The following is a 3,786-nucleotide window of genomic DNA, read 5'->3' on the forward strand; positions in this document are numbered from 1 at the left end:
TTATCTGCACTTGAATGTCTCGTCCAGGTGTGTGCGTTCAATTCTGCAAAGGCGACACGCCAGCCTCGTATCCGACCCTCCCTAGTTGTGTGCGCTTAGTCTGCGGAGGTGTCGATCTATACCGCTGAACGAGCGGTATCTAGAGGTGGAAGAGACGTTGCGTACGTGGTCATTGACCAGAGTTACGAGATGCATTCCGAAGCAACCGCGTACCTCGCCTGGCTGCGTGCGCTCGGCCGGTCGCCGAACACTGAGCGCGTTTATGCAGGCCGCGTAGCGGCCTACCTGAGTTACTGCTCGGACGCTCGGCTGGACTGGCGCGCGGTAACCGTCGACGACCTCGGTCGGTTCCTTCGCTCGTTGGTGGCTATACCGATGCGCAACAGCAAATCGAACGGATCTTCAAATAGGTTCCGTAGCAACAAGACCGCAAACGCGACACTCACCGCTGTCCGTGATTTCTTGGCGTTTTCCGTCACCCGCGGCTGGGTCTCAGCCGAATTGGTCGAGTCGTTGACTCATCCGAAATATCTGCGGTTCGGTCCTCCCGGTTACGACTACGGCGAAGAGCAACAGTTCCGCGTTGTGCAGGCACGTTCTCTGAAGCTGACCGAAACGGAGTCGCCACCGGAGTTCTTGACGGATCAGCAGGTGGAGATCATGTTAAAAGCACTTCCGCACGTTCGCGATCGACTCTTGGTGGCGTTGCTCGCCGAAACCGGCCTGCGGATCGGAGAAGCTTTGGGCCTGCGGCGGGGCGACATGCACTTTATGTCGTCGAGCGCATCCTTGGGGTGCACCGTGACGGGCCCTCACGTGCATGTAAGGCGCCGTCTGAATGCCAACGGAGCCTTGGCGAAAAGTCGTTTCGCCCGTTCTGTTCCGGTCACCCAGCACGTCGTCGACGCGTATGCGGAGTACCAGCACGAGCGGCACGACGTCGAAGGTATCGACGGCACCGATTTCGTGTTCGTCAACCTGTACCGCCCTCCAATCGGAGAACCCTTGAAGTACCACAACGCGAAGAAGCTCTTCGACAGAGTCTCAGTGCAGCTGGGATTCCCCGTGCGCCCTCACATGTTGAGGCATTCGGCGGCAACCCGTTGGCTATGCGCTGGCGTCCCCCGCGATGTCGTGCAAGCGCTGCTGGGCCACGTTTCGCCAGCCTCGATGCAGGTCTACTTGCACCCCACTGATGCCGTGAAACGTGCGGCGGTGGAACGCGCCGCAGTGGGTTCCGGCGGAGAACTCAAGTGAGCTCGCCACGGCGCCTAAGCGTCCCCGAGGCCCTTCCAACACCGACAGGCGACTGGCTCGACTGGCTCAAAGGTCGCATCGACGGCAAGTGGAAGCCCGGCCAATGGAATCCAGAACTCTGGCTGTTCACCGGCGATCCCGACGATCCCGGCACCGCCGTGCATCGCTGTCATGTCGTCGCCTGCGGCACCCTCATCGACAAACACAAACTCTGCCCGCCATGTGAACGCGTGTACAACGAATCCGAGATGGGGCTCGAAGAGTTCACAACAACGCACCAGCCCACACGCCGAAAGCGCTTGCCGCGCATTCACGGAGAAGAGTTTCTACTCTGCCGGGTCACGCACGGTCGAGAAAGGTGCTGGAGAGTCGCATCGGCGCACGGCGTATGCCAACAACATCTGTGTACGTGGCTGCGGTTCCAAAAGCGCGAGCCGCAACGATCAATCGACGACTGGCTTCGCACGCAGAAGATCAGCATTCCGATACAAGCGACACATCCGGAATGCGCGGTGCCTGCGTGCGACCGAATAACACGGTCCAGCATTGGAAAGCTGTGCACTATGCACATCGAGCGTTGGGAGAAGGCGGGCCGACCGCCCGTCGATACCTGGGCGCGCACGGCTCCGGTCTACGTAGCCAGATTCCAGTTCTCGCTTGTGCACCTACCGGACCGGCTTCGCTGCGAGATGCTCTACGCCGTCCAACAACGTAGCGCTCGAGGTGGCCGAATATACCCGGCATCGATTCGCACCTTGACCCGCGCACTGGAGGGGGAACCGAGTCTGGCGACCCTCACCGACACAGAAATGCGGGCACTCACCGCAAAGAACAACGAATCCAACACCGCCGCACATCTATACGAATTCCGCCGTACCCTGCTCGGCGCTTACGACGAGTTCTGCGGCCGGAGCCCCCACGACAGGTTGGTCTGGGACCCCGTGGAAGTCGGGCTCATGATCGACCCCGCTACTCGCGGCGGAAACAGACGACGCAGCGGTATTGATTTCGCGCCTCTGAGCCAATCCTGGCTCCGTGAGTTGACGATGAGCTGGGCACGCAACCAGAGCGACTTACGGCGTGTCTACGACACACTCAGCGGCGCCACGCTCGCCTCGCAAGCATTGAGGCGACGACCCGACGAGGGCTCGGTAATCGCCAACCTAGACCACCTCGACGTCGAACACATCGTCGCCGCCATTCAGGCCGAAACCGGACCTTCCGGTGCAGCCGTCAGCAACAGACACAAGCGCCGGCTCTACGGGCTGTTCTTCGAACTCGTCGACTTCGGCCGCCGCAACGGCCACCTCAATGACCTCTCAATGTCGTTCGCATCGCAACGTGCCGCCGCGATGTTCGCCGAGGACGCACAGGACGAGCCCGTCGGAAAGGCACTACCGGAGGCGATTCAACGCCAACTAGACGCCCAGATCGACGCACTCGGACAGGTAAGCCGCTACCACAAGGCACTGCCGACCACTCAGCGCCGGACGATGTTTCAAGCCCTCTACTGCGTCATGCGCGATACCGGACGTCGTCCGCTGGAAGTCGTCAGCCTGAGCCGAGACTGCCTGACACGCGACACCCACGGACCGATCCTGATCTACGACAACCACAAGGCGCGCCGACTCGGCAGAAAGCTACCGATCAATCAGTCCACCGCCGACACGCTCCGCCAATGGATGGACATCCGCAGCGAAGTAACCGCCGACAAGATATCCGACGACTACCTCTTCCCAGGCCACACCCCGCACCAACCCCACATGCCAACATCGACCCTTGCAGGAATCCTGCGAGAGTGGGTCGCCTCCATCGAGCGGCTCGACAGCACCGAAGTCGACCGCGACGGCGAACCAGTGCCCTTCGACCGCTCCCGGATCTTCCCCTACGCGTTCCGTCACTCTTACGCCCAGCGCCACGCTGACAGCGGAACACCCGTGGACGTCCTGCGCGAACTGATGGATCACAAATCGGTGAAAACAACGGTCGGCTACTATTCCATCACCGCCCAACGAAAACGCGCCGCCATCGATACCATCGGCAAGTACACCGTCAGCCGACAGGGAACCGCAGAACCGCTGACCCAATCAGTGCGATACCAAATGCGTTCTGTTGCTGTGCCATTCGGCAATTGCATTGAGCCAGCCAACGTGCAAGCCGGAGGACACGCGTGCCCGGTACGATTCCAATGCGCGGGCTGCGGTTTCTACCGACCCGACCCGTCCTACATTCCGGCTATCGAAGAGCACATCGCCTCGCTACGCGCAGACCGCGAGACGGCGATGGCACTCGGAACCGCCGAGTTCGTGACTGCCAACCTGGCGGCGCAGATCGACGCCTATCAGCACGTACTGACCACGATGCGCGACAACATCGCACAGCTGGACGACGACGAGCGAGCCCGCGTGCAGGAGGCCGCGGCGACGCTGAGAAAAGCACGCGCCGGCATGACCCTGCCCCTCACTGTCGTCCGCCGACCAACACACAGCGAGGAGCGTCAGTGACCACCTCTGCGCCGCGGACGCCCTC

2 protein-coding genes are annotated in these 3,786 nt (G+C 61.5%); both read left to right on the forward strand.

Annotated features, from left to right (window positions below):
* Positions 1 to 108: 108 nt before the first annotated feature.
* Positions 109 to 1,257, forward strand: coding sequence for a tyrosine-type recombinase/integrase (locus CRM90_RS29585; RefSeq protein WP_233209596.1), 1,149 nt, complete (start codon positions 109 to 111; stop codon positions 1,255 to 1,257).
* The gene (locus CRM90_RS29590; protein ID WP_102810400.1) at positions 1,254 to 3,761 is read left to right on the forward strand and encodes a tyrosine-type recombinase/integrase; all 2,508 of its coding nucleotides are present in this window, start codon (positions 1,254 to 1,256) and stop codon (positions 3,759 to 3,761) included. Before CRM90_RS29585 ends, CRM90_RS29590 begins: the two co-directional genes overlap by 4 nt.
* Positions 3,762 to 3,786: the final 25 nt, after the last annotated feature.

It is taken from the genome of Mycobacterium sp. ENV421, from assembly GCF_002887815.1.
Lineage (GTDB): Bacteria > Actinomycetota > Actinomycetes > Mycobacteriales > Mycobacteriaceae > Mycobacterium.